The following is a 26,038-nucleotide window of genomic DNA, read 5'->3' on the forward strand; positions in this document are numbered from 1 at the left end:
GATTGCCGTTTTCATCAGAACCCAGAAAAATAATGTGGCCCGACTGATAGGTTGACAGCACGAATGAGCCGCCTGTTTGTTTTAGCCATAGGTCAAACTGTGGCGACAGGTGAAACTGAGGCTTTCCTGCGGCTTTAATATTTTCCTTTGTACGTTGACCATCCTCATTAAAACCCGATTTTTTCAGGTCTGATGGTGTCCATTCATTTGGAGACTTGTTTGTTGTCAAAAGTGAGTCCTCTCGAATCCTTAAACTGTCTGCTTTCTAATAGTGACCGTTAGTTATACTTGCCAGAACGTGCTGCACAGAGGCATTAATGCTGAACTCTGTATCCAGCCTGAATTTAGGTCTCAGCGGGGTTCATAAGAGGGTTTCACACAGGTCAAGAGGCTTGAGCGTACGCTACCTAGGGTCAACGCTACTGAAATACCTCCAGCAATGTACTGAAGTGGACTTCTATAAAATGCCCTTCTGGTATCAGCTCCCTCACCATCACCTGCTGCCAGTTAAGCTGCGTAATAAAGAATGTCTGTGGGTTATTTAAGTGCGGCTGCCAACGTGGTTTTACCGCTGTCACTCAGGCCGGTAAACCAGATAAAGTAAGACTTACAAGATATCAGGTGATGCATAATATTTTGTGCAATAGGTTTATGGCTTTTGCTCCGCAGCGATATTTGACTCATCGTCAAAGCCTTCGCCAACAATACCTACCTGGACCAATATCGTCGCATTATAGGCATAACATATTGAATTATATAGATTTATAAAAAAAACAAGCTAAATAAATATATCAATAATACTCCTACTTATATATAAAGTAAAAATAACTATTCAGGTACCTAAAAAACCAGAGTAATCAATATGTTGAGTTTTTTGGCTTGACCCCACCTGAATAGTTACAATTTAGCTGTCTATAAATTAATAAGTTTGTAGACATTCAGCCTCCTCACACACTGTCTAAAAAATCGACTTAGGAGACAGTTTTCCATGCGACTCTTTGGATATGCACGAGTATCGACCAGTCAACAGTCATTGGATTACAAGCCAAGGTCCTCCAGGAAGAAAGCATAGAAGGCAAACGTATTTTTACCGACAAAGTGTCGGTCAGACATCTGGATCGTGAAGACCTACAGCGTCTCCGGGTAAAAGTGGAAGAGGGTGATCTCATTCTGGTAAAGAAGCTCAGCCAACTTGGCCTGGATACTGCGGATATGATTCAGCTGATTAAAGAGTTTGATGAGATGGGCGTGGCCATCCGATTCCTGGATGATGGAATCAGCACTGAGGGAGCCATGAGCAAGATAGTAGTGATGATCTTATCGGCAGTCGTCCAGGCAGAGCGGCAGCAGATATTAGAACGAACCAATGAGGGGAGACTGGAAGCGAAGGCTAAAGGGGGTTAAGTTCGGCCGCAAGCGCATTATCGGTAGGAAGCGAGTGAAAGAACTTCATTAAGGAAGGTGTAGGAGCTACGGATATCGCGAAGTAATTGGGGATCGGCCGATCGACGGTGTACAAGTTGCTTAAACTGTAGCCGTTGATAGTAATCGATGACGGTCTTCTTTAGCTCGGCATGAATCGGAGTAATTTTGACAATATTCCCCTAGCCGAGCTGTGTTAATACCTCCACCAGTAAGCTCAGTGCTGATTTGGGCATTTCAACAAAATGAGCCCCTTGTTTAAGCTATTTCAGGCTCATTCACTTTTTTTCTGTCTGATTTATGCCTGCCTCAGATTTTTTGCCCCCTACAGAGGTCGCCTCATACAACCGCTTAGCCGCATCTTCCGGCCACAGAGGCCGATCCAACAGATAACCCTGAGCAATATGGCAACCCTGCTCGTTCAAAAACGCCAACTGCTGCTCGGACTCGACCCCTTCCGCAACGGTCAACAACTTAAGGTTGCGAGCCAGTGCAATAATAGAGGAGGTAATCGCAATATCATCCGCATCCATTGGCAGATCACGGATAAATGCCTGGTCTATTTTCAGCTTATCCAACGGGAAGCTTTTCAGGTAAGACAGTGATGAGTATCCGGTGCCAAAATCATCCAGCGAGATCCACACGCCCAACTGTTTTAGCTCCCTCAATATCTGTACCGCCTGTTCAGCATCATCCATCAGAATGCTTTCTGTAACCTCAATCACCAACAAATGAGCAGGGAACCCACTGTCCTGTAACACTTTTTCCACCTGGGCCACTAAGCCATGACGGAACTGCAGCGCAGAAACATTAACGGCCATTTCCACTTCTATAAAGCCCTGATCCAACCATTCCCTGCCCTGTCGACAGGCTTCAGCCATCACCCAATCCCCCAAAGGCAGGATCAAACCAGACTCCTCCGCCAGAGGAATAAACTCATTAGGTGGCACCAAGCCTTGCTGCGGATGATGCCAGCGTACCAGCGCTTCCACACCACACAAACGGCCACTGTCGATACAATACTGAGGTTGATAGGCCAGACATAACTCTTCCTGTTGAATGCCCAGCCGCAAAGCGTTCTCCATCGCCAGGCGTTGAGACACTTCCTGATTCATCTTCTGGGTAAAGAACTGATACTGGTTACGCCCCTGAGCCTTGGCGTGATACAGCGCGGCATCTGCATTACGATACAGCGTCTCAAAGTCATCGCCATCTTCCGGGAAGAAGGCGATCCCCACACTCGGTGTACACGCGAGAGAATGCCCATCCAACTCAACCGGCGCAGCAACCACCTGAGTAATTCTATGGGCAATATTTGCTACCTGCCCCGGCAAACCCACTTCAGGGCACAGTACGACAAATTCATCTCCGCCGACACGACTGACTGAATCCTCATCCCGTACCGCCTGCTGCAGACGCTCTCCGATAACGCACAGCAAGCGGTCACCAATATCATGCCCCAGAGAATCATTCACATTTTTAAAACGATCAAGATCAACAAACAGTAATGCCAGACGCTGACCATTATGACGGGCCATATTGATCGCCTGAGTGGCTCTATCCGCTAGCAAACGACGGTTAGGCAGATCCGTCAAGGAGCCATATTCCGCTAGGTAGCGCAGGCGCTCTTCACTCTGTTTACGCAGACTGATATCGCTCAGAGTGGCAATATAGTTCTTCACCGCACCACTGCCGGAGCGCACGACACTCAGGGACAGCCATTCGGGAAACAGCACACCGTCTTTACGTCGGTTCCACACCTCACCCTGCCAACTGCCGCCCTCCAACAGTTTGCGCCACATCATCTGGTAGAAGTGCTCATCATGACTACCCGATGCCATAAACGAAGGGTCCTGACCAAGCGTTTCATGCTCCTGATAACCGGTAATCTCGGTAAAAGCAGAATTGACGGCAACAATACGATTATCAGGGTCGGTAATGATGATGCCTTCCGTAGCGCTTTCAAAGACCTGGGCCGCCAGTGATAACTCTCTGGCATTGGCCTTGAGCTGGCTGGCCTGCTGGTCAATATCCCTTTGATAACGTTTAAACAGCGTCTTCAGCCAACGCGAGAATACGATTGCCAGTAACAAAGTCGCCACACTTGAGAAGCACAGCACTAATAGAAAGGTCTGCAGGCTGTCCAGCCAGTCGCTCTCCAATTTGATCTTATGTTTTTCCAACAAGGGCGCAAGATCATCAGGATAAACCCCGGCTGTTAATATCCACCCCCACTCGGGCACTACCTTGATCATGGCCCGCTTGGTAACGGGGCCACGACCATCTGGATAAAACCACTGATACTCCGTCACTCCGCCTCCCTTGCGGGCAACATCCAGAATCTGCTCTACCGCAATTTGCTTCAATTTAGCCACAAGGGTGCTATCAGGCAGCATCTGCAAAGCGGTATTAATCAGCGTATCACCTTGTTGGTCCAGTACAGCGATATAACCGTGCTGACCAAACCGGAAATTGGATAAGCGGCGCAGGGACTCTTGCTTCAGATCATTTTCGATACGGTACAGATAGTCCCCGGCACCGATAATCCATTGGAAAGGCTCAAACAAACGCACATAAGCCAGCTTGTCAGCCATCTCCTGCGGGTTACCCGGTGGATACCAACGATAACGGGAGTAACCGGACTTATCAGGATTATTCACCGCATCAATCAGGCCGCGCATAATATAATGCCCGGTATCATCCTGATTGTCGTAAAGGGATTTGCCTTCAATATGAGGCGCGGTTGGCAACAGAATACACAGACCATCCATATCATCGATAAACAGATAGCCCCGACCATCAAAAAAGCGGATATCTCTTAACGCTTCACGAATCAGTTGCTTGATTTCAGCTTCAGGCAACTTATCTTTCTGCTGCTGGTAGATGCCCGTGGCCAGGGTGATCGCCTGATCCACCTGATTTTTAGCTTCCCGCTTCAAAACAGACTCTGTCCGAGTGCGCATATAGTGTATATAGCTGATTGAGGCCTCCAGCTCAGACTCCAACAGTGCCTCCTGCTGACTTAAAATCTCCTGCTCCAGCACAATCAACTGCTGCTCACGCTGCTGTTGCTGAGACCATAAAAAGTAGCCTCCCAACACCAAAGTAAACAGCAGTACAGTGGCAACCATGCCAATCATCTGCAAACGGGGAAAGCTATTGGCATCTACTTTAAATGACATAGCGTGAGAGGGATCCTTTAATCATCAAGACCCGACAAATGATTGTCGCGAGAGCACAACCAGCAGATCGGAAAGTTCATTGTGGCAAGTATTAAGAATAGCACGGGCAGAGACAGTTCCAGTATGCCTAGAATCACGATACCTAACGCTGCACTGGCAATCATAAATAACGCGTTATAGATGTTTGTCGCAGCGATCAGCCATGCGCATTCATCACCAGCAATCTGCTGTAAACGAGTGTACAGAGGCACCGCGTACCAGCCGCCACAAACACCCACTATGGCAAAGCCCAGTATGCTGGATAACACACTATCACTGAGCACCAGCAACCCCATAACCACAGATAAACCGACAGCGCCTGTCCACCAAAGCGAATTCACACCCATCCACTGTTTCAGATAACGACTGGACAGCGACCCGATACCCACGCCACTGGCGAAAGCAGCCAGGACCAAAGAGATCTGCCAGGGTTGAGCCTGAAGATGCTGACTGATCCAGGCCGGTAACTGAGTTAACAGGCTGGCGCCAATAAACCAGAACCAGCTGATCGACCATACCAGAGAGCGCATAGATTTGGAGTGATGACATAGCCTTAAAGTGGCGATAAAACCCAAACTATGGGCTTCGGGGTTATGATTGTTCAAAGGCGTTATCTTACGGCTCTGCCACCAGCCAGACAGTGCCAGGGCTATAATACTCAGGCAAACCAGGCCGGTGGCTTGCTCAGAAAAGCTCAAGAGTACGCCTGCAGTCAAAGAACCCAATAAAATCGCCAGAAAAGTGCCAAACTCCACCCAGGCATTGGCCTCTAACAGATCATCATGCTGAAACCACGCCGGTAATATGCTGTATTTCACCGGGCCAAACAGCGCGGATTGACTACCCATTAAAAACAGCAGTACCAACAGAACAGCGCCCTGATCCAGCCACAGCATCACTGCAGCCAATGACATCACGATGCACTCACTGAGCTTTAGGTACTGGATCAGGCGGGCATGATCATAGCGGGCAGCCAAATTGGCACCTATGGCCGAAAAGAGTAGAAAGGGCAAAATAAAGATCCCTGCGGCCAGATTATTGATCAGGCCGATATTGCCCACCGGCAGCGTTAACATACCGTAGGCAAATAAAATCAGCAGGGTATTTTTATAGACATTATCATTGAAGGCCCCCAGACACTGGGTAAACCAATACGCTCTGAAACTGCTGTGCTGCCGAATTAACATCATGATGATTATGTTCCCTGCCGCTTTTACTTGCCAGTTGTCCCAAATGCTTTCCCTGTAAAAGTCGACTCCCAAATCATTTTTAACTTAAAACACCAATCAGCAGAGCATACCTTAAACCTTTGCCCAGCGTTACCAGTACTAAAAACAGCACAAAAGGAACCCGCAACAAACCGGCTAACAGGGTTAACGGATCACCGACAACCGGCAACCAGGCAAGTAATAAGCTCACACTTCCCCAACGTAAAAAGTAGCCACGGGCTCTCTCTAGCTGAGCCTCAGCAACAGGAAACCAACGTCGATGCCGCAGATGATAACCAAAACGCCCCAGCCCCCAGTTCGCAACCGAACCCAAGACATTACCTGTCGTTGCCGACAACCATAGCAGGAGCAGGGATAAATCGGTATCCTGCATCAGGTATAACAACAACGCCTCTGATGAACCAGGTAATAAAGTGGCCGATAAAAAAGCCGAAGCAAACAGCGATAAATAGCTCAAATCAGGCACGTATGTTCTCTTCAAATCATATGGATGACCAATAAGGCAGGTTGGAACAAACCAGGCATTGTAGTGATTGTTTAAAGAAACAAAACCCTTTTTAGCAAGCAGATCACTTACTCTGTAACTGAACCTGCTCAATGATCTGCACTAATGAGTCGCCCTTCAAAAGAGACGTCTCTAGTCATTGCCTGACAATGGCCTAAACTATAAGCAGGACAAAAAGCAGTGAACCATTTTTCTTTTCACCGCTATACGCAGCTTTCCAGTACAAAACTGCTTCCCGCTGGCTTTTTTTACTTTTATCCTACCAAGGAGCGCGCTACATTAAGGCGTAAAGCAACAAACAGGGACGCTGCTAGACACCTATGCCAGACAGCAAAAAAGTCTGCGCACTGTTACAGGCTGAAACAGTCTTAGCCCTGACAATCAGGTTAACATTTGTTGTAGACCTCACATTAGTCACAAACTGAAGCTCAGTCAGAATTTGCCAGAATGGACGAAAAAAAATTAGCGGCCGAAAGCGGCTCACCCGATGACACAAAAGACAAAGTCAATATGCCGAATGTGGCAGGGGTTTACCCTACCCATCAGAAAATGACCGCTGAAGATGTCGCCGATATAGATGCGAGAAAAGAGCGGGAACGCATCAAGGCACAATGGGAAGCGCAAAAAGTCAAACAGAAGCAAGACGAGCGTAAAAAGGCTGAAGACGAGCGCCAAAAAGCGGAACGTGAAGCCCTGTATCGCGATTTGGACAGTTTCGACTATGATCTGCTCTCTCTGCGGGAGTATCCTACAGATTTTGAAATTGAAACCGCACGCCGTGCACGCCTGGGCTGGTTCATGGGACTGGGTTTTGCTGTCTTTCTCTTCACCAGTTCTCTGCTGAATCTGATTGATTCCTGGGTAGGAGGCATCGCAGGTGGTGTTGCTTTTGTGCTCTGGTTGAGCCGCGGCACTGGCATGCTCAGTATTCTTCCCGGTCTTTCACGGCACCCGGAGTTATTGGCAAAACGCCGCCGCATCAAAAATCAGGTCACAGAATATATTCAGCATATTGAAGGGAAACGCGGCTATATCCACCGTATCTACCCACTGGTACATCACAATGCTCGTCTACGCGCGCGTAAATTCCGTCGTATTGCCCTGATGTCCAAAGAGCACACCATCATCAGCAATATCAAGACCTTGCAGGATGTAGCCCTTTATAACGAATATCTGGAAGAGGCTAAAAAAGCCGCACAGGAATACTTCTTACGCGAAGCAGAAGATAAACTGTTAGCAGATGAAGGTATCGACCCGGATGTCGAAGATCTTGAGGTAGATTTGCATGAACAACAAGGAGAAGAGGATGAGGAAGGCGCTGTCAGCACTGCTCAGACTGACTCCGAGCAACCAGCCGAAGATCAAACCAACAAAAAACCGACTCACCTGAAGCCTGCGGCTAAAGATACTCTGAAACCCGCATCCATTGAAGACAGTGAAGCTCCAAAAAAGCACTCTGACAAGGAAGCATAACATGGGACAAACCGTTGCCGTTTTAGGCGCCAGCCCAAAAAGCGAGCGTTTTTCCAATAAAGCCGTTCGCCTGCTGAGTGAATATCAGCACCAGGTGATCCCAGTCAACCCGGGGTTTGATGTCATTGAAGGTTGGCCCTGCAAGAAACAACTGGCTGATATCGACACATCAGTGGATACACTCAGCCTGTATATGGGCGCAAAGAACGTTGAGCAACAACTCGAGGCCATTCTGGCATTAAAACCAGGCCGGGTATTATTTAACCCCGGAACAGAGTCTTACAAGGTGCAGTCAGCATTGACGCAAGCAGGTATTCCCTGGTTGGAAGGTTGCACACTGGTACTGCTTCGTAACAACCGGTTTTAATGCCATGTTTACCACAAGAATCCCCCCGGAACGCCTTGCCGTTTTCCAGCCTTTTTCCCGCCTGGCGGATGAGCAGCGTATCTTGCTCAGCCATCAGCTGGAGATACAGGAAGCATCAGCCGGTGCCATTATAAGTACCATAGGCGAGAACGGCCCCGATGAACTCTTTCTGCTCCAGGGCAGTGTTGTGGTGACCGGACCTGAAGCCAAACCGATAAAGGTCACAGCAGGCGATGGTCGCAGTCGCTACAGCCTGTTAAGCCTGTACTCCTGCAAGGTGACGGTGACGGCCAGTACTGATGTAAAGTTTTTTACGCTGGATGCCGATCTACTGCAATCCCTGCAATCGGAAAATGTCAGTGGTGATTTTGATAATCCAGAACTGATGGCAGGCTCTAACAGCCACCCTATCGTATTGGAGTTTTATCGTTCACTGATGAATAACCGGCTTGAACTACCCTCTCTGCCGGAAGTATCCCAACGCATCAGCCAGATTATTATTGATGAAGAGTTGGATATTAACCGCATTGCCGCATTAATATCCCTGGACGCCAGTATCTCAGCCCGTTTACTGCACCTGGCCAATAGCCCTATCTACCGGGGTCGCTATCCTGCAAGCCGATTACAAGATGCTATCAACCGCCTGGGTTTAAAAACAACGCGTCACCTGGTACTGGCTTTTGGTCTGAAACAACAGCATAAATCCAATGATCCCTGGGTGAAGCAGCAGCTGTTAACACGCTGGAAGAAAAGTGTACAAATGGGCGCCTTGTGCTTCGTACTCGCCCGACACTGCACCCAAATTCCACCTGAAGAAGCTCTGCTGGCAGGCTTACTGCATAATGTGGGCGAACTGCCACTGATTGAGTTTGCTAACCAATATCCAGAACTGCACTACGACAACGATTATCTGGAACAGATTTTACTGGAAGCCCGAGGACAGGCTGGTGCCATGATTCTACACCGCTGGAATCTATCGATGCCTCTGGTCACTGCCGTACAGCATGTCGACGCCTGGTTCTACCAATCCAATGCCACCGAGCCTACTCTGGCGGATATTCTGATTCTCGCCCGACTGCATACACTGTCTATGGAAACCCAAAGCCCTATGATCCCGGATATCAGTCAGGTCCCGGCTTTTCAGAAGGTTGCTCCGGGACAGCTGAGCGATGAGATGACACTGACTATTCTGGATAGCACCCGGGAACAGATTGCCGAAGTTAAATCACTCTTTAATCGTTAGAATTAAACTGTCAGGTACTCTTTATAACCGCCTATAACCGCCTATAAAATGACTTACATAACCGTGTAAGATACACAGCAAAGTACCACATCCGCCCTGTGCTGCGGTACTATAGGGCTCCCGATTAAGAGATAGACAAAGGAGTCGCAAGTGCGAGCACTCATCCAAAGGGTGACCCATGCCAAGGTTGAGGTTGACGGACAGTGTATTGGTGAAATCGACCAGGGACTGCTGGTGTTTATTGGCGTGGAAAAAGACGACCGCACGGAAGATGCTGATCGCTTGCTCAAAAAAGTGTTAGCCTATCGGGTCTTTTCCGACTCTGAAGATAAAATGAACCTAAGCGTCACCGATGTAAACGGTGGTCTGCTACTGGTATCCCAATTCACTCTGGCCGCCAATACCCAGAAGGGCCTGCGCCCCAGTTTTTCTTCCGCAGCCCCCCCCTCAGGAAGGCGAGGCGCTGTATAACTATTTTGTTGATCAAGCCCGAGAACAACATACCAAGGTGGCAACTGGCCGCTTCGGTGCAGATATGAAAGTCCAGCTACTGAATGACGGCCCGGTAACCTTTTTACTGGAAACCTGATTCGCTGGAAACTGAGTATAACGCTTAAGGTGTGAGAATGAGTCAAACGCCCACAAACAACAAGGTGGCCCTGGTCACTGGAGGCGCACAAGGCATAGGCAAGGCGATCTGCCAGGGCTTACTGAATCAAGGTATGACGGTAGTCTGTGCCGATATTGATATGGAAGCTGCTGAAGAGACTACGTTGGAATATTCGGAGTTGGGCACGATACAGGCGCTGGCTCTGGATTTAGCCGATGAACCCAGTGTAGAGAACTGTATTCAGGAAATTATCAGTGAGTTTGGCCGCCTGGATGTATTGGTTAATAACGGCGGGTTATCGACAGCATTTAATGATCCAATCGAAGACCTGTCGCTGGACGACTGGCAACGTTATATGGATGTTAATCTGACGGGTGTTTTCCTGGCTTGCAAACACGCGGTACCTTATCTGCGCGAACAGAAAGGTAACATCATTAATATTGCATCGACCCGCGCGCAGCAATCCGAGCGTGACACCGAGGCGTACTCCGCCACAAAAGGTGGTGTTGTCTCACTGACTCACGCTTTAGCGATCAGCTTAAGCGGTGATATCCGGGTAAATTGTATCAGCCCTGGCTGGATTGAAGTGGGTGACTGGCAGAAAGCCCGCACCCGTATTGAACCGATCCACTCACCATCGGATCTGGCACAGCATCCCGTAGGGCGCATTGGCCAACCGGAAGATGTGGCCTATATGGTATGTTACCTGGCCAGCGATGTATCAGGCTTTATTACCGGCCAGAACTTCGTTATTGATGGTGGTATGAGCATCAAGATGTCCTATAACGACAATTGATATCTACAGCGTTGATAATCCTGACGATTATCAACGCTGCTCAGCTACACTCAATAAAACAGAAGAGTATAAAAAGTGGTCATCAAAATTGACCACTCTCTTCTGCCTAAAACGCTTCTTCACTTTACCCTTTCCACACCGAGTGCTTTTTACACTGAGTGCCTGCACCTTAAAATCCTTCGGCTAAACCCCACGCCAATCTCAATAGCATCTATTCCCCAGAGGGAATAAATACCTGACGTGCCAGCGAACGCTTTTTCGCGTTGGCACGACGCTCCTGATTATCCTGTGCTTCCTTCATCGACCAGCGCACAAAATCAATATGTGCTTCTGCTGCTGCAGCGGCTTCGTCGGCACGACCGGCACAGATCTCTGTACAGATTTGCTGGTGTTGTTGCAGTAGCTTTTTCGACACTTCCTGCACATTGGACAGATGCTGACGATTCAGCGCCAGGCCTTTACGATTCAACTCATACAGAGAAGACATAGTATGGATCAGATGGCGGTTATGGCTGGCATCGACGACGGCCAGATGGAAGCAGATATCCAGTTCCGTTTCCAGGTCGCTATCTTTATTGTCATTCGCCTTTTCCATCTCCTCAACGATATTGGTTAGGGCCTGGCGATCCTCATCGGTGGCACGGGTGGCCGCCAAGCGCGCAGTCAGGCTTTCCTGTACGCGCCGAAACTCCAGGTGATCATCAATCGCCTTGGGATGACGCAGATAGAGGTCAATCAGCGCTGGGGACATGGCGTTTTTGGTCAACCGGGCGATCTCAGCGCTTTCCGCAGGGCCAGCGCAGATCAAACCACGCTCTTTTAGCTCGGTCAGGGCTTCACGCAGCTTAGGTCGGGATACCTGTAGCTGCTCGGCCAGGACCCGTTCCGACGGCAGTCGAACACCTTCCTTCAGGATTCCATTGAGAATCAACTCTTCGAATTGCCAGACAATGGAATCTGGGATGGATTCATTATGGATTGGCTCAAAGAGGGCAATTGGCATTTTGCCAGGGGCTTTAGTATTCATAGGTAAATAATATAAACCATTACCAGGCTTTTTTTAACCATCTTGAACACTACTAAAACGCTTTTTCAGTTATTTCGTGCAAAAATCAAAATCAATTGGTAAATTAAATTTACCATTTTGAGTTTTAGACCTGATTTGTGACTGTTCTAAACTAGGTTTTGAGACTCAATCATCAGTTGCTGGCCGGTTCAATGTGCCGCCGGATGTGCCGCCGGTGAAGCCGTCAGTTATAAGCGGAGCGTGTTATGAGATTAAGCCAATGCCACAACTTTCAGGATTTTCGTAAGCTGGCCAAGAAGCGCCTGCCGTCGCCGATTTTTAACTACATCGATGGTGCGGCTGATGATGAAGTGACTTATCGCAATAACACCCGTGCCTTTGAGCGCTGCGATCTAATCCCCAGTGTGTTGGCGGGTACTCAAGAGATTGATCTGTCGGTGACTGTTATGGGGCAAAAGCTGGCGATGCCATTTTATTGCTCGCCGACGGCACTACAGCGCCTGTTTCACCATCAGGGTGAGATGGCGGTCGCCGCTGCGGCTGAAAAATACGGCACCATGTTTGGCGTGTCTTCACTGGGCACGGCGAGTATTGAGCATATCGCTGAGAACTTTGACTGCCCGCAGATGTACCAGTTCTACTTCCACAAAGATCGTGGCCTGAATAAGGCGATGCTGGAGCGCGCCAAAGAAGCGGGCGTGCCCATTATGGCGCTAACGGTGGATTCCATTACCGGTGGCAACCGTGAACGTGATCTGCGTACCGGCTTTTCGATCCCGCTACGACTGACACTGGGCGGCATGTTGTCTTTTGCTATTCATCCGATGTGGGGCATTAACTACGTTACCCACGAGAAATTCAGACTGCCGCAGCTGGAAGAACATATCGGTATGAAGGGCGGCGCGACCACTACGGTCAGTGACTACTTTACCAATATGCTGGACCCAACCATGAACTGGAAGGATGTTGAAGAGCTGGTAAAAATTTGGGACGGTGAGTTCTGTCTGAAGGGTATTATGAGCGCGGAAGATGCCCGTCGAGCGGTAGATATCGGCTGTACCGGTGTCATTGTATCAAACCATGGTGGCCGTCAGCTGGACGGTTCCAGCTCCACTTTTGATCAGCTGAAAGAAGTAGTGGATGAAGTGGGTGATGAGATTGATGTGCTGTTTGATAGTGGCGTACAGCGCGGTACTCATGTGCTAAAAGCCCTGTCTATTGGTGCGAAAGCCGTGGGCGGTGGTCGTAGTTATCTGTTCCCTCTGGCTGCAGCGGGTCAGCCGGGGGTTGAACGTGCTCTTGGTTTAATGCGCGAAGAACTGGAGCGTGATATGCGCCTGATGGGCTGTCAGAATATCGGTGAACTGGGCCGTAAGAACCTGCGTTTCCGTTAACCATATCAAATGTTGTTGAGCACGTAACGCCCCCGGATCAGCAAAATGGCTAATAGGTATCTCGATGACTATGCTTTAGGGTATAGTCATTGACTACTTTTTAACCAGCATTGACTGATTGACGTGTGTTTAAACAGAAGGGAGGAAAGATGATGACAGCATTGAAGTTCTATGCCGCAGCAGCGGTTTTACTTGCAGCGACAGCGCCATCTGTATGGGCGCTGGATATTTATCGTCAGCAGGATAACCCCAATCTGTCTTCTCATCAGGAATACGCTTTGAGTGAAGCCTGGCATCTGAAATGCGAATCCAGGCGGGATGCCTATCAGCAATCGGCCAAGCTCTGTGAATTGGAAGCGACAACAGGGCGCAAACAGGACAGAGCTAATACCTACCAACTGCTGAACGGTTTAACCGTTAAAATCTGGAACGCTTACGATCCTTATAAAGGTATCGAACCCAGTACATCGGTACAAATTGATGGTGTAATGGCGAACCGTCGTATGGCAATCAGAGTGGGTGGGCAGGAGTTTGTCAAAATGGCCCGCAATCAGGCTCATGGCTTTGAGTGGCATGCTCAGGAAGCCAACAAAATTATTCTCCAGCTGCTTAATGCACCCGATCTAAGGTATGAATACGACCTGTTTGCCCGCCATGTAAACCGCAACACTCAGAGTCTGAACGGCTTTAAAGATGCCTGGGATTATGCGGTGAAGTTCACCCAATATAATCCTTTTCGTGGTATCGGTTTATAACGTCATTGCGTACAGCCAAGTGATAGCATCAAGCTCAGCTATCGTATAAATCTAAGCTATTGTATCAATCTAAGTTTTCGTATCAATCTAAGTAGGCATACAGTACTTTTCCCCGCATAAAGCCCGTATTATCCGGCCGAAAAATATCGGAATATTTATGCTCGGGTACTTAAGCGATCATGATTGCCCAATACTCTGCCCGATAAGCTTCTTGATATCAGAGCAGGCTGGATAAACGAAGCGCCATCCGACATTTTTCCAGTACCGGATGATTGTCGAAAGGCGCTTTGGGCTTTTTCGACCTACAACAACTTATCTTGTTTGGTATTATTATCTCTGGTCGTTATCTGTAGGGGATAGAATATTTTATATCGACGTGCTGAATCAGAACAGGTCTTGGTGTATGGTTAGAAAATACATTGTTAGTGAAAAATGGATTGGATCAGAAGTGTAAAGGATTAATAGATGAGAGTTTTGATTGAGTGTACTTTTGTATTTGAACATCCTGAAACGAATACAGGTATTCAACGAGTTGTAAGGAATATCATCAACAACCTGCCAGCCCCAACAGAAAGTATAGAGTTTATACCCATCATTATTCGCTATGGTGAAGTCTGGCGGCTTAATGACCTTGAAAGACTCAATCAACCTAAAAAAAATGAGAATAAAATAAGAAGGCTGGTTCGGCTTCTGGATAAACTGGAGGCTATGTTTAGAGACTATAAACTAAGCTCAAAATATAAACGCTTTTTCTCTCATAATGCCGTATTGAGATTTTTTGCAATAGTATTAGTTTATTTTGGTAAGCATATTTCACACGGCGTATCCCGACTGCTGGCATTATTTGTTATTGATCGCAGCCTGAGCGAAATCACTATAGAAGGAAATGAACGACTAGTGCTATTAGACTCCTCCTGGAGTACTGAGGTTTTCAAGCAGACTGAACGTTTGTATGAGAGAGGAGTCAAAGTTACAGCCGTTATTTACGACACTATTCCTATACGTTTTCCTCAGTACTGTGAAGACAGTCAGGTTACTCACTTTTCGTCATGGTTAGATAAAATTACGACTGTTGCTGATAGCTACCTTTCAATCTCTAATGCGGAAAAAGAGCTTGTAAGACAGGAACTCATAAGTCGAAAAGGCGAGCACTATTTTCAAGCCAAAAGCATCGATTATTTTTATCTTGGGGCAGATTTTAAAAAGCCTGATAGTGTTCAGACGATCAGAGAAGGTATAAATAACACCTTATGTAAAAAGACAAATGGGGGGTCTGTTTATATTGCAGTAGGTACTGTAGAGCCAAGAAAAAATCATCGCTATATGCTTGATGAGTTTGACTTATTATGGGAAAAGGGCAGTTCTGCTTCCCTGATAATTATTGGTCGGGTGGGTTGGATGTGTGATGAACTATTAGATCGCATTAACAACCATGAGCAGCTGAATGAAAAACTATTCTTCTATAATGATCTGAATGACAGCGAGCTGGAGCTGTTTTATTCTAAAGCGACTGCTTTGTTATTTACCTCAAGAGCTGAGGGTTTTGGTTTACCTATTGTTGAAGCTTTGCAGAAGAATATCCCCGTTATTTGCAGTGATATAGCCGTATTCAGAGAAATTGGTCGGGACTATTGCTTCTATGTCGATATTGATCAGAAGGCCTCCCTCGCAGGTTTGATCGAAAAGCTACATGACGGAAGGATTAGCTTAAGTACAGTTGATAGGCCTGACTGGAAATGGCTGTCCTGGTCAGAGGCTGCCGATGAATTCTGTCAAAAAATTGCGGCCATTAAATTAAGTAGTAGCTAAAGCCAGATCTTAAATAGTATTTTTCAGGTTTCAGCAGAAGCCCTAATGCTCGGGTTTTCTGCTTCCGTTCTGATCGTTAAGTGTTAGTCGTAACATAAAAGCGTTTCGATATTTAACCTTTTATCCTCTCCGGCGACAGGCCGAAGAGGATAAGAAATATTTATGTTGACTGCTTACTGGAGGCCGTCTGGTTTTAATCGGATATAGGGCCTCACCCGTTAGCTGCTTTCTAACTCAGCTTCTAAAGCTTCAAGCTCTTCCTGCACCAGCATCCACTCCTCTTCAATCGCTTCTGATTGCTGGCTGAGTTCGCCCTGTTTCTTCAGCAAGGCCTGCAGTTTGTCTTTATTGGTTGCATCATAGATATCCGGTTCTGCCAGAGCTTGCTCAACCTCCGACAGCTCGGATTGAGTGTTATCCAGTTGCTTCTCTAATTTATCCAGTTGCTTTTTCAGCGGGCGTAACTGTTCCCGGCGCTGAGCAGCTAAACGACGCTCTTCCTTGCGATCACGCTTAGGTTCATTGCCTTCAACGGTTGAGCTATTGGATTGATCATTGCTCTGCGCTTTGTTTTGCCCCAGCGTGCGCTGTTTTAACCACTGATGATAATCCTCAAGATCACCATCAAATGGCTGTACCTGGCCATCACATACGAGCCAGAATTCATCCACGGTATTGCGGAGCATATGGCGATCGTGAGATACCATAATCACTGCACCGGGAAAGGCTTGCAGGGATAGGGTCAGTGCCAGGCGCATCTCAAGATCCAGGTGGTTGGTGGGCTCATCCAATAGCAACAGGTTTGGTTTCTGCCATGCGATCAGGGCCAGAGCCAAACGAGCCTTTTCTCCGCCGGAGAAGCGTTTAACCTCGGTATCGGCATCATCCCCTTTAAAACCAAAGCCGCCGACATAGTTGCGGATCTCTTGCTCGGAGACCTTAGGAGATAAACGTTGTACGTGTAGCAGTGGCGTGGCATTCAGATCCAGCTCTTCCAGCTGATGCTGAGCAAAATAGCCTACTTTAAGATTTTCACCGGCAGTATAGACCCCGGATTGAGGCGAGACATCGCCCACCAATGTTTTAATCAGTGTTGATTTACCTGCACCATTAGGCCCCAATAGACCAATACGCATACCGGGTAACAGGCTAAGGGATACCGTATCAAGAATGGTTTTTTCGCCATAACCGATAGCGGCCTGATCCAAGACCAGCAGTGGTGAAGAGGTTTTCTCGGCGCAGGGAATCGTGAATTCAAATGGCGAGTCCACATGAGCCGGAGCGATCATTTCCATCCGCTCCAGCTCTTTCACCCGGCTTTGCGCCTGCTTGGCCTTAGAGGCTTTGGCTTTAAAGCGACGGACAAAGTTTTCGATCTGGGCAACACGCACCTGCTGCTTCTCAAATTGGGCCTGTTGTTGCGATAAACGCTCGGCTCGTAGCAGCTCAAATGCGGAATAATTACCGCGATACATATTGATCTTCTGTTGTTCCAGATGAGCAATATGATTGGCGACACTGTCGAGGAAATCCCTATCGTGGGAGATCAGTAACAGTGTACCCGGATACTGTTTCAGCCAGCTTTCCAGCCATAACGTCGCATCCAGATCCAAATGGTTAGTCGGTTCGTCCAGCAGTAGCAGGTCGGAGGGCATCAGCAGTGCCTGAGCCAGGTTTAAACGAATCCGCCACCCACCGGAGAAGGATTTTACCGGCAACTGTGTTTGCGCCATGGTAAAGCCTAAGCCCAGCAATAACTGCTCTGCACGATTTCGGGCGGTATAGCCGTGAATCGCTTCCATCTGTGCATGAAGATCGCCGGTTTTGCTATGATCACCGCTGGCTTCTGCATTCGCCAGCGCCTGCTCAATACGGCGCAGTTCTTTATCGCCATCTAGTACATATTCCAGAGCACTCTTATCCAGCGCGTGTACTTCCTGGGCCATATGGGCAATACGCAGATTACCCGGCAGCAGCAGATCACCGCTGTCAGGGTGCAGCTCACCCAGCAACAATTTAAACAAGCTGGACTTTCCAGCTCCATTGGCTCCGACCACCCCGATTCGTTGGGCGCGATGAATAATCACGGAGGTATCTTTTAAAAGGGTCAGAGTCCCCCGTTGCAGGCTCAGGCTTTCTAATGTAATCATGTGTCTCTACAGCTAAGTGCTTTGTTCAATTGAGTTAATACCTGGCGAAACAAAACGTCGTTCAAAAATGGCCATTCAGTAGCAGATAAAATGACACTTGTTATGCCGTATTTTGTTTCATTGCTTGGCACAATCGGGTTAATTTCATCATAAAATTAACCACTATTCACAGTGCGCCGGAGGCAGGCCCCATGTCAGATATCGTTTTGGAGTATGATAACCCATTCTGGCTTTTTTCTACGAAACTCTACCGATTGGATGAGGTAGAAGCTGCCTGCATCTATTTGCAGGAACATCAAAGCGTCATGGTTAATCAGTTACTGTTTTCCTGTTGGCTGGCGACCCAAAATACCTGCTTTGATGATGATTGGTCCAGTCAGGTTGAGCCTGTGCTGGGCTGGCATAATCAGTTTGTTGTGCCTTTACGTAAACAGCGTCGTCAGTTAAAGCCGATGGCTGCAGTGGGGAGTCGCCTGAAAGAGATGTGCGAACACCTGCTGGAAGCAGAGCTTTTGGCCGAGCAGCATGAGCAGGCCTTACTCTATCTGCTTTACACTGTTAAAAAAGGTCTGGCCCAATGCAATAATAGAGAAGAGGCGTTAGTAAAGAACCTGACCTTCGTTCTAAAAGACACCCGTTTAACACTGACATCTCAGAAACAGCTGCATGGGATCATTAATAAAGTGGTTGATGATGATGTCGCTGATGAAATTACGCGCCAATTGTAATAGACAGGGAAAGGCTCAGAGTGATACTTGGTATGGTATAAACTGTCTAAGCGGATTGGATCTCTGATGAGGCTGAACGAGACTGAGACTTAACCCGCAACTTACCGTTTAAATCCTTGTCAAAGCTTGATCTGCTAATAAAACCAGTACAGGATAGCTAACTGCTTACTCAGGCTTAATGTGTAGCAGCAGGTTCCTGAGTATTATTTATAGCTAAAATTACAGCAAAAAAGGGACTGAAGCCCAGATCCCGTTAAGGAGTTTTCATGAAAAAAGCGTTACTGACCCTGGCTCTGGGGGGGCTGCTGGCAGCCCCTATGACAGCTATGGCTGAGACTCAGTTAAACACTGAAGAAGATCGTCTGAGCTACAGCCTGGGCATGATTATGGGTCAGCGCCTGAAACAGGATGTTGAAAACCTGAATGTTGATGTTATGGCGCAGGCGATTAAAGATCTGTACGCTGGTAAAGAGATGAAAATGACCGAGGCTGAAGTAGGTCAGACTATGCAGGCTTTCCAGCAGCAGAAGATTCAGGCGCAGCAGGAGGCTCAGGCTAAAGCCGCAGAAGAGAACCTGAAAAAAGGTGAGGATTTCCTGACTGAAAATGGTAAAAAATCTGATATCAAAACTACTGAATCTGGCTTGCAGTATCAGGTGCTGACAGCGGGTAATGGTGCTAAACCTGCAGCAACGGATCAGGTTAAAGTTCACTATGAGGGAAAACTGATCAGCGGTCAGGTATTTGACAGCTCTTATCAGCGTGGTGAGCCGGTAACCTTTACTCTGAATCAGGTTATTCCTGGCTGGCAGGAAGGCCTGCAGCTGATGAGCGTAGGCAGCAAGTGGAAACTGTTTATCCCTGCTGGCTTAGCCTATGGCCCAGGTGGTGCGGGTGGTGCAATTGGTCCAAATGAAGTTCTGATTTTCGAAGTTGAACTGTTGGATATCAATCCGGAAAGCAAAGAAAAGAAAGAAGGCTGATCCAAGCGGTTGGCTTTTGAAAATAAAGCGAAGATGTAACTTCGCTTTATTTTCTTTTCCTGAAACATATCAGGGCATCATGCTCAGCTAGAATACTTTGCTTAGTTGCTGGCGTACTGGTGCGTCTGGCTTTACTGGTTGCTGTTGGTATGGCTTCTCTCTAAACCAGAGATTAACGGCCCACTTTTCACCTTTAACCACTGGCAAGCCACCATGCAGGCTATCAGGGTGACGCTTATTTGTCCCCTCATAGCAATTATGAAAAATTACCATGCGCCCCTGCTTCGCTTTGACCTCAACATCCAGCTTCGGAAAGCCAGTTCCGCCACCTGCTTCAACATCATTTAAATAGATCAGACAGGTGATTAATCGCTGCCCGCCTTTCTGCATGCAGCGCATACCGCGATCTGTATTGCCATCCCAGCCATCGAAATGTGCCGCATACTGCTGAGTTTCATCGTAATGAATGACCTGGAAGGATTCTGCCTGAACCAGCTCAATATCCACCAGCTCACTGATTCTCTGGGCAAGGTCCAGTAGCTGAGGAGTCTGGTTATGGGGTAACCAGCAGTTTTGACCTGTGCGCCCAGTACTTTCAACACCGGCTTTATCAGAACTTACCGTGGCCCGCTTCATTTTGGATTCAGCAGCCTTGATAATCATTTCTGAGTCTTCCTGAGACAGAAAATCTTCGAAAATATAGATTGGTGGCGTGTCATTTACTTTCAAGCCTGAGTCATACTCAAGTGGTATTTGGATCATCAGAGAGCCTCCTTTTCTGGTATGTATCTCCGCTACTTTAACTTGCTTTAATTGGTGAGCAAATAAAAAAGCCGACATCACTGTCGGCTTTTAGTATCAGGCAGAAAAGCTGTTACTTGTTCTTCGCGCGCTTACGCTCGTTCTCAGTCAGCAGCTTCTTACGGATACGGATCGATTCCGGTGTTACTTCTACCAGCTCATCGTTTTCGATGAATTCCAGAGCCTGCTCCAGGGTGTGCTTGATAGGTGGTGTCAGGGTCAGCGCTTCGTCAGTACCGGAGGCACGTACGTTAGTCAGCTGCTTACCCTTAGTTGGGTTAACCACCAGGTCGTTGCTACGGGAGTGGATGCCGATCACCTGACCTTCATACACTTCTGCACCGTGACCCAGGAACAGACGACCACGATCCTGCAGGTTAAACAGACCGTAAGACAGCGTCTTACCTTTAACCATAGAGACCAGAACACCGTTCTGACGCTTGGCAACCTCACCATCTTTAACCGTGTCGTAACGGTCAAATACGCTGGTCATGATGCCGGAACCGGATGTCAGAGTCAGGAACTGGCCACGGAAACCGATCAGGCCACGGGAAGGTACGGTAAATTCCAGCTTAACGCGGCCTTTACCGTCTGGCTCCATGTTCGTCATTTCACCTTTACGCAGCCCCATCTCTTCCATGATTGAACCCTGGTGCTGATCTTCAACATCGATCACCACTTGCTCATAGGGTTCCATCAGAACGCCGTCGACTTCTTTCTGAATTACTTCTGGGCGGGAAACACCCATCTCGAAGCCTTCACGACGCATAGTTTCGATCAGAACCGACAGGTGCAGTTCACCACGGCCGGACACAACAAATTTATCCGCAGTATCGCCCTGCTTAACACGCAGTGCTACGTTGTGGATCAGCTCCTGATCCAGACGCTCTTTGATATTACGGGAGGTGACAAACTTACCTTCTTTACCGGCAAACGGAGAGTCGTTCACCATAAAGGTCATGCTTACGGTTGGCTCGTCAACAGACAGAGGCGGCAGTGCTTCAACTTGTTCAGGATCGCACAGCGTATCGGAGATACCCAGACCATCGATACCATTGATACATACGATATCACCGGCTGTGGCCAGATCAGTATCTACACGCTCAAGGCCCAGGTAACCCTTAACGTTCAGGACTTTACCCTTACGCTCTTTACCTTCGATATCTTTAATAACCACTTGCTGGTTTGGCTTCAGACTACCACGGGTAATACGGCCAATACCGATAACACCTACATAGCTATCGTAATCCAGTGCAGAGATCTGCATCTGGAAAGCAGCTTCAGGGTCAACGTCTGGTGCAGGAACACGATCAATGATCATATCCAGCAGTGGCTTCATATCATCCGCCATCTCTTCTGGGTCGTCACCGGCGATACCATTAATTGCAGACGCATATACCACCGGAAAGTCCAGCTGCTCTTCCGTCGCACCCAGGCTATCAAACAGATCAAATACCTGATCCATTACCCAGTCAGGACGTGAGCCCGGACGGTCGATCTTGTTGATCACAACGATCGGCTTCAGGCCACGCTCAAACGCTTTAGAAGTTACGAAACGGGTTTGCGGCATAGGGCCGTCCTGAGCGTCAACCAGCAGCAGTACGCAGTCAACCATGGACAGTACACGTTCTACTTCACCGCCGAAGTCAGCGTGTCCAGGAGTGTCAACGATGTTGATACGGTAGTCGTTCCACTTGATGGCGGTGTTTTTCGCCAGAATGGTAATGCCACGCTCTTTTTCCTGATCGTTGGAGTCCATAACGCGCTCTGCGCCAGCGTCACGACGATCCAGGGTGCCGGAGTACTGAAGAAGGGCATCAACCAGAGTAGTTTTACCATGGTCAACGTGCGCAATAATTGCAATATTGCGTAACTTACTGATATCTGAAGACATTCGGAGTATTTCGCCTGCTCAAAAATAAGAGACCGGCCACACCACACGATAGATAAACCCTAAAGCAACCTAAAGAGCGGACCCAGATCTCTGGACGTTTTTGCCATCCCAAAGATAGCAAAGGAAAAATAAAAAGGTTGGAGATTGTACACACTTTACCGTTTCGGTTATATGAATTTCTTCGTCTGTAATCCAGATCTCTGTACCTTCAGGTTCAGGCCTATGCAAGTTTTAAACAAAAACAGTTAGTTACGAAACTTCTGAACAAAAGGATCACAATGCATCGATAAAAAGTCGTGATTTTAACTTTCTATCTGGCGTCGATTCGGTAAAATCCCGCTTTTTTGTCATTCTAAACGGGTGAGACATGAGTAAACAACGCAAGGCCGTTTCTCTGATTTCCGGCGGACTGGATTCCATGCTGGCTACAAAGGTTATTCAGGATCAAGGCATTCACGTTGAAGGTATCAACTTTTACACGGGATTCTGTGTCGAGGGGCATACCCATGCCATTCGTAAGAAGGATAAGGAAAAGCAGAAGAAAAACAGCTCCCTGTGGGTGGCTGAACAGCTGGGCATCAAGCTGCACATTATCGATATCTCCGAAGAGTATAAAGATATCGTATTGAATCCAAAACACGGTTACGGTCAAAACCTGAATCCGTGTCTGGATTGTAAAATCGATATGGTAGCCCGCGCCTGGCAGTGGTGTATGGATAATGACTTTGACTTTGTGATCACCGGTGAAGTGATCGGTCAGCGGCCGAAGTCTCAGCGTAAAGAAACCATGCCGATTATTGCCCGTGAGTCCAAGATTGAAGATCGCCTGCTGCGCCCTCTGTGCGCTCAGCATCTGACTGAAACGCTTCCAGAGCGTGAAGGCTGGGTTAACCGTGACGAGCTGTTCGACTTCCATGGCCGTAATCGTAAACCTCAATTAGCCCTGGCTAAAAAACTTGGTTTTGACGAATGGTCACAGCCTGCCGGCGGTTGCTGTTTCCTGACCGACGAGAGTTACAGCAATAAACTACAGGATATGTGGGATGCCCGTGGTGAGCGTAACTACGAAGTCGACGATATCATGCTGTTGAAAGTGGGCCGTCATATTCGTCCGGCGAAACACTTTAAGCTGATTGTCAGCCGTGAGCAGGGTGAAAACAACTTTATGCGCGGCTATCGCCCTATGTACAGCTACCTGTATCCAACCAGTCACGGCGGCCCTCTGACCCTGATCGACGGTACACCAACGGAAGAGGATATTCTGACCGCAGCCCGTGTTGTTGCCCGTTTCAGTCAGGGCCGTGACGCGGATGAAGTGGCGGTAAACTATGTCGCCAAACACAATGAAGGCGAACAAGAGCTGAAGGTTAAGCCAATGCCTGTAGCAGAAATACCTGATGACTGGTATATCCACTAAGCCAGGCTGACGCGAAGACCTTACTGGCCTTCAGGCTTTAACTTAAAGCCTTGAGTAGATCAGTTCAAGAGCACCCATGGGTGCTCTTTTTCTATCCATCTTTGTTGAACAAACCTTTATTCTATCGGCCAAATAGCTGGTCACTATGCTGCAGTCTGATGCCCTCATTAAACGACTTGTCACAAACCGGGCCACGTCTGGTGCATCTTCAACCTCTAAAACGATAGAATTCATCGAACTGCACAAAAACTGCGCACTTTATTGGGTAATTTTTTATGAGTAAACATGAATTAAATGCACGCAACCTGCTGCGTCCCCTGCCGGTTATCCGGACACAGAATAAGATCGCGTCTCTTGATGCAGGTGATCATTTGGTAGTGTATTGTACAGACCCAGGTACTCTGCACGATATTCCGGCCTGGTGTCGGGTGCATGGTCATACTTTGGTCTCAACGGCAGAAAGCGCCGATGAGATTATTATAGAAATAGAAGTCGTTAAAGATTAAGGCACCAAAATAGTGCACAGCATTTCCAATGCGCACTATTTTAGAGCAAAAGAGCATAACAGATTTCTCACAAAGCGTTCTAACTTATTGGTTATCTTTGCTTTTTTTATAATGGCATCGATATTGCTTTAAGAGAGACAATTCCGAAGAAAGGTATTTAAACCTTTCAATCGTGATAAAAGAATTATTTACACGATTTTGACAACCAAGCGAAAGCTCCATTGGAGGACAAGCAATGTCAGAGCAAACTCTGAAGCTAATCGAAGAGCATGATGTTAAATGGGTTGACCTGCGTTTTACTGACACGAAAGGTAAAGAGCAGCACGTAACCATCCCTGCCCGCTACGTTGACGAAGAGTTCTTCGAAAACGGTCAGATGTTTGACGGTTCTTCTATCTCAGGCTGGAAAGGCATTAACGAATCAGACATGATTCTGCAGCCTGATGACAGCACTTGCTTCATCGATCCATTCTTTGAAGATAAGACTCTGGTTCTGCGTTGTGACATCATTGAGCCTGCAACTATGCAGGGTTACGAGCGTGATCCACGTTCTGTAGCTAAGCGTGCTGAAGAGTACCTGAAGTCTACAGGTCTGGGGGACACGGCATTCTTCGGTCCTGAGCCTGAGTTCTTTATCTTTGACGACGTACGTTGGGATTCCAACATGTCCGGTAGCTTCGTTAAGATCGATTCTGAAGAAGCAGCCTGGAACTCTGAGAAGTCAATGGAAGGCGGCAACATGGGCCACCGTCCACGCGTTAAAGGCGGCTACTTCCCAGTACCACCGGTTGACTCTGTTCACGACATCCGTGCCACCATGTGTAACGTGATGGAAGAGATCGGTCTGAACGTAGAAGTTCACCACCACGAAGTGGCGACGGCTTGTCAGAACGAAATCGGCGTAGCGTTCAATACTCTGGTTAAGAAAGCTGACGAAGTTCAGATGCTGAAATACGTTGTACACAACGTAGCTCACGCATACGGCAAAACGGCTACCTTTATGCCTAAGCCTCTGGTTGGCGATAACGGTTCCGGTATGCACGTTCACCTGTCTTACTGGAAAGACGGCGTAAACCAATTCGCAGGTGATCAGTACGCAGGTCTGTCTGAGTCTGCACTGTTTGCGATTGGCGGTATCATCAAGCACGCTAAAGCTCTGAACGCTTTCTGTAACCCAGGCACCAACTCTTACAAGCGTCTGGTTCCAGGTTTCGAAGCACCGGTAATGCTGGCTTACTCTGCCCGTAACCGTTCTGCTTCTCTGCGTATCCCTTACACGACCAGCCCTAAAGCTAAGCGTGTTGAGGCGCGTTTCCCTGATCCAATCGCTAACCCATACCTGTGCTTCTCTGCACTGCTGATGGCGGCTCTGGACGGTGTACAGAACAAGATTCACCCTGGCGATCCTGCTGATAAAGATCTGTACGATCTGCCAGCAGAAGAAGCGGCTGAGATCCCAACCGTTGCAGCGTCTTTGGAAGAAGCGCTGACTGCTCTGGATGCGGACCGTGAGTTCCTGACTAAAGGCAGTGTATTCACCGACGACATGATCGATGCTTACATCGAGCTGAAGAAAGAAGACGTTGCACGCGTAAACATGACAACTCACCCAATTGAGTTCGATCTGTACTACAGTGTATAAGCACCGTTTATAAGCTTTCAGCTTATGCTCTTCTTCGGAAGAGACAAGACCCTCGCTTCGGCGGGG

22 protein-coding genes and 1 pseudogene are annotated in these 26,038 nt (G+C 47.9%); 14 read left to right on the plus strand and 9 right to left on the minus strand.

Going from position 1 to position 26,038, the window contains the following annotated elements; genetic code table 11:
* Together H579_RS29445 and H579_RS30095 are read right to left on the minus strand one after the other, a co-directional pair.
* On the minus strand, positions 1 to 229 hold a 229-nt coding region (locus H579_RS29445; protein WP_036566081.1), incomplete at its 3' end, for a hypothetical protein.
* Between the two features lie 308 nt (positions 230 to 537).
* Positions 538 to 684, minus strand: a complete 147-nt coding sequence (locus tag H579_RS30095; RefSeq protein ID WP_157834603.1) for an adenylyl-sulfate kinase — start codon at positions 682 to 684, stop codon at positions 538 to 540.
* A 330-nt stretch (positions 685 to 1,014) separates the two neighbouring features.
* On the opposite strand from H579_RS30095, the gene H579_RS25275 reads away from it, so the two are divergent.
* On the plus strand, positions 1,015 to 1,404 hold the full coding sequence (locus H579_RS25275; protein WP_483814914.1) for a recombinase family protein: 390 nt from the start codon (positions 1,015 to 1,017) through the stop codon (positions 1,402 to 1,404).
* A 296-nt stretch (positions 1,405 to 1,700) separates the two neighbouring features.
* Here the strand turns inward: H579_RS25275 and H579_RS25280 are convergent, their stop codons facing one another.
* From H579_RS25280 to H579_RS0110840, 3 genes are all read right to left on the minus strand, one after another.
* Positions 1,701 to 4,604 (minus strand): bifunctional diguanylate cyclase/phosphodiesterase, encoded by a 2,904-nt coding sequence (locus tag H579_RS25280; RefSeq protein WP_051227538.1) that lies wholly within the window; start codon positions 4,602 to 4,604, stop codon positions 1,701 to 1,703.
* 17 nt (positions 4,605 to 4,621) lie between these two features.
* The gene (locus H579_RS25285) at positions 4,622 to 5,833 is read right to left on the minus strand and encodes an MFS transporter (RefSeq protein WP_051227539.1); all 1,212 of its coding nucleotides are present in this window, start codon (positions 5,831 to 5,833) and stop codon (positions 4,622 to 4,624) included.
* A gap of 79 nt (positions 5,834 to 5,912) precedes the next feature.
* Positions 5,913 to 6,338, minus strand: a complete 426-nt coding sequence (locus H579_RS0110840) for a YqaA family protein (protein ID WP_102049335.1) — start codon at positions 6,336 to 6,338, stop codon at positions 5,913 to 5,915.
* Between the two features lie 486 nt (positions 6,339 to 6,824).
* On the opposite strand from H579_RS0110840, the gene H579_RS0110845 reads away from it, so the two are divergent.
* The 5 genes and pseudogenes from H579_RS0110845 to H579_RS0110865 all read left to right on the plus strand — a co-directional run bounded on the left by H579_RS0110845 (position 6,825) and on the right by H579_RS0110865 (position 10,866).
* A complete protein-coding gene (locus tag H579_RS0110845; RefSeq protein ID WP_028300698.1) occupies positions 6,825 to 7,850 on the plus strand; it encodes a hypothetical protein in 1,026 nt (341 codons plus the stop codon).
* 1 nt (position 7,851) lies between these two features.
* Positions 7,852 to 8,217 carry a CoA-binding protein gene (locus tag H579_RS0110850; RefSeq protein ID WP_028300699.1) on the plus strand — a complete coding sequence of 122 codons (366 nt, stop codon included), beginning with the start codon at positions 7,852 to 7,854 and terminating at the stop codon, positions 8,215 to 8,217.
* Between the two features lie 4 nt (positions 8,218 to 8,221).
* Positions 8,222 to 9,460, plus strand: a complete 1,239-nt coding sequence (locus H579_RS0110855) for an HDOD domain-containing protein (RefSeq protein WP_028300700.1) — start codon at positions 8,222 to 8,224, stop codon at positions 9,458 to 9,460.
* 150 nt (positions 9,461 to 9,610) lie between these two features.
* Positions 9,611 to 10,049: pseudogene (dtd, locus tag H579_RS25290) on the plus strand (D-aminoacyl-tRNA deacylase).
* Between the two features lie 37 nt (positions 10,050 to 10,086).
* A complete protein-coding gene (locus H579_RS0110865; RefSeq protein ID WP_028300701.1) occupies positions 10,087 to 10,866 on the plus strand; it encodes an SDR family NAD(P)-dependent oxidoreductase in 780 nt (259 codons plus the stop codon).
* A 211-nt stretch (positions 10,867 to 11,077) separates the two neighbouring features.
* On the opposite strand, the gene H579_RS0110870 is transcribed toward H579_RS0110865, so the two are convergent.
* Entirely contained in the window at positions 11,078 to 11,893 is an 816-nt protein-coding gene (locus H579_RS0110870; RefSeq protein WP_051227540.1) for a FadR/GntR family transcriptional regulator, read from the minus strand.
* A 245-nt stretch (positions 11,894 to 12,138) separates the two neighbouring features.
* Here H579_RS0110870 and H579_RS0110875 point away from each other — a divergent pair, with 245 nt between their 5' ends.
* The 3 genes from H579_RS0110875 to H579_RS25295 all read left to right on the plus strand — a co-directional run bounded on the left by H579_RS0110875 (position 12,139) and on the right by H579_RS25295 (position 15,851).
* Positions 12,139 to 13,287 carry an alpha-hydroxy acid oxidase gene (locus H579_RS0110875; protein WP_028300703.1) on the plus strand — a complete coding sequence of 383 codons (1,149 nt, stop codon included), beginning with the start codon at positions 12,139 to 12,141 and terminating at the stop codon, positions 13,285 to 13,287.
* Between the two features lie 149 nt (positions 13,288 to 13,436).
* Positions 13,437 to 14,042, plus strand: a complete 606-nt coding sequence (locus H579_RS0110880) for a hypothetical protein (RefSeq protein WP_028300704.1) — start codon at positions 13,437 to 13,439, stop codon at positions 14,040 to 14,042.
* 465 nt (positions 14,043 to 14,507) lie between these two features.
* Positions 14,508 to 15,851, plus strand: a complete 1,344-nt coding sequence (locus H579_RS25295; RefSeq protein WP_036566097.1) for a glycosyltransferase family 4 protein — start codon at positions 14,508 to 14,510, stop codon at positions 15,849 to 15,851.
* A gap of 218 nt (positions 15,852 to 16,069) precedes the next feature.
* Here the strand turns inward: H579_RS25295 and H579_RS0110890 are convergent, their stop codons facing one another.
* Positions 16,070 to 18,001: an ATP-binding cassette domain-containing protein gene (locus H579_RS0110890; RefSeq protein WP_028300705.1), complete on the minus strand. Its 1,932-nt coding sequence runs from the start codon at positions 17,999 to 18,001 to the stop codon at positions 16,070 to 16,072.
* A 191-nt stretch (positions 18,002 to 18,192) separates the two neighbouring features.
* Here H579_RS0110890 and H579_RS27860 point away from each other — a divergent pair, with 191 nt between their 5' ends.
* Both H579_RS27860 and bamJ read left to right on the plus strand, forming a co-directional pair.
* Positions 18,193 to 18,729, plus strand: a complete 537-nt coding sequence (locus tag H579_RS27860) for a TIGR02444 family protein (protein WP_028300706.1) — start codon at positions 18,193 to 18,195, stop codon at positions 18,727 to 18,729.
* A 266-nt stretch (positions 18,730 to 18,995) separates the two neighbouring features.
* Positions 18,996 to 19,712: a BamJ family beta-barrel-assembly machinery protein gene (gene bamJ / locus H579_RS0110900; protein ID WP_028300707.1), complete on the plus strand. Its 717-nt coding sequence runs from the start codon at positions 18,996 to 18,998 to the stop codon at positions 19,710 to 19,712.
* A gap of 87 nt (positions 19,713 to 19,799) precedes the next feature.
* Here bamJ and H579_RS25305 read toward each other — a convergent pair whose 3' ends face one another.
* Both H579_RS25305 and typA read right to left on the minus strand, forming a co-directional pair.
* Positions 19,800 to 20,474, minus strand: coding sequence for a prolyl hydroxylase family protein (locus H579_RS25305; RefSeq protein WP_157834604.1), 675 nt, complete (start codon positions 20,472 to 20,474; stop codon positions 19,800 to 19,802).
* 112 nt (positions 20,475 to 20,586) lie between these two features.
* A complete protein-coding gene (gene typA / locus H579_RS0110910; protein ID WP_028300708.1) occupies positions 20,587 to 22,407 on the minus strand; it encodes a translational GTPase TypA in 1,821 nt (606 codons plus the stop codon).
* Positions 22,408 to 22,774: 367 nt separating this feature from the next.
* Between typA and H579_RS0110915 the strand changes: the two genes are divergently transcribed.
* The 3 genes from H579_RS0110915 (at position 22,775) to glnA (ending at position 25,972) form a co-directional block, all read left to right on the plus strand.
* Positions 22,775 to 23,824, plus strand: coding sequence for a tRNA (5-methylaminomethyl-2-thiouridylate)-methyltransferase (locus H579_RS0110915; RefSeq protein ID WP_028300709.1), 1,050 nt, complete (start codon positions 22,775 to 22,777; stop codon positions 23,822 to 23,824).
* A 275-nt stretch (positions 23,825 to 24,099) separates the two neighbouring features.
* Entirely contained in the window at positions 24,100 to 24,330 is a 231-nt protein-coding gene (locus tag H579_RS0110920) for a sulfurtransferase TusA family protein (RefSeq protein WP_028300710.1), read from the plus strand.
* Positions 24,331 to 24,565: 235 nt separating this feature from the next.
* Complete coding sequence (glnA, locus tag H579_RS0110925) at positions 24,566 to 25,972, plus strand: glutamate--ammonia ligase (protein WP_028300711.1); 1,407 nt, start codon at positions 24,566 to 24,568, stop codon at positions 25,970 to 25,972.
* Positions 25,973 to 26,038: the final 66 nt, after the last annotated feature.

Origin of the sequence: Oceanospirillum beijerinckii DSM 7166, from assembly GCF_000422425.1 — a bacterium.
Classification (GTDB): domain Bacteria; phylum Pseudomonadota; class Gammaproteobacteria; order Pseudomonadales; family Halomonadaceae; genus Oceanospirillum; species Oceanospirillum beijerinckii.